2 protein-coding genes are annotated in these 1222 nt (G+C 69.3%); both read left to right on the forward strand.

Annotated elements, in window-relative coordinates:
* Nucleotides 1-80: 80 nt before the first annotated feature.
* Entirely contained in the window at nucleotides 81-683 is a 603-nt protein-coding gene (locus ACFVVX_RS38000) for a helix-turn-helix domain-containing protein (RefSeq protein WP_387952746.1), read from the forward strand.
* The gene (locus ACFVVX_RS38005) at nucleotides 623-1207 is read left to right on the forward strand and encodes an IS630 family transposase (protein ID WP_387952747.1); all 585 of its coding nucleotides are present in this window, start codon (nucleotides 623-625) and stop codon (nucleotides 1205-1207) included. The genes ACFVVX_RS38000 and ACFVVX_RS38005 overlap by 61 nt, the downstream gene beginning before the upstream one ends.
* Nucleotides 1208-1222 lie beyond the last annotated feature (15 nt).

Raw genomic sequence — 1222 nt, forward strand, 5'->3', positions numbered from 1 at the left:
ACTAGTGCTGGATTCCTCTTTCAGTGGGTATATGTGCTGGTGGAGGGATAGTTCGGTCGGTCAGGGGCGGGTGGTTCGGGGTGGTGCTGCGGGCGCGGCAGGGCCGTGATTCGGGCGAGGAAGCGGTGGTTCACCGGTTGGCGCGGGCGCGGAAGGCGCCGGCGGATCTGGTGCTGCGGGCGCGGCTGGTCGAACTGAGCTGGGCGGGGTCGAGGGTGCCGGCGATCGCGGCCGAGCTGGGGTGCAGTCAGAAGACCGTGCGGTGCTGGCTGCACCGTTTCAACCGGGACGGCTTTGAGGGCCTGGAGGATCGGGGTGGGCAGGGCCGCAAGCGTCGGATCACCGAAGCCGAGCGCTCGCGGGTCATCGCCCTGGTCAAGCAGCCACCGCCGGGCCGCCTCACGGTCCGGGCCGGTGGCGACCTGGAAGCGGCGGACCGGACGGGGCCACCGGAGTGGACCCTGGACGCGCTGGCCGAGCGGGCACGGGCCGGCGGCATCGAGATCGGGCGCTCGCAGGTCCGCAGGATCCTGCTGGCCGAGGGCGTGCGGTGGCGTCGCACCCGGTCCTGGATCCGCTCCAAGGACCCGGACTTCGAGGGAAAAGGACGCGGGTCGTCGGCCTGTACACCTGCCCGCCCGCCGACGCGACGGTCGTCTGCGTCGACGAACTGGGGCCGGTGATCCCGCGCACCTTCCCGCCGGCGCCGGGCTGGTCGCCGGACGGGCACCGCATCAAGAACGAGCTGGACTACGGCCGCGGACCAGAGAAGACCTGGGTCTACGGCGGCCTGCGCGTCAACGATGGACAGCAGGTGACCATGACCGCCTCGTCCCGCAACAGCATCTTCTACCAGCAGTTCCTACGGCTGCTGGAGAAGGCCAACCCCACCGGTGAGATCGTCGTCGTCACCGACAACCTGTCGTCCCACAACAGCCTCTCCACCCGGACCTGGCTCGAGGACCATCCCCGGATACGACATGTCTTCATCCCCGTCGGCGCTTGCTGGCTCAACCTCCAGGAAGGCTGGTGGCGCATCTTCCGCAAGGCCGCCCTCGCCGGCCAGTCGTTCGCCGGCCCCGACGAGATCACCCATGCCACCCGCCTCGCAACCGCCCAGCTCAACGCACGTGCCAAGCCCTGGGTCTGGGGCAGACCACCACCACCGACCCGCCAACTCCGACGCCGATTTGTATACCGCCTTTAAGGAATCCAGCACTAG

This window comes from Kitasatospora sp. NPDC058170 (assembly GCF_042883905.1).
GTDB lineage: Bacteria > Actinomycetota > Actinomycetes > Streptomycetales > Streptomycetaceae > Kitasatospora.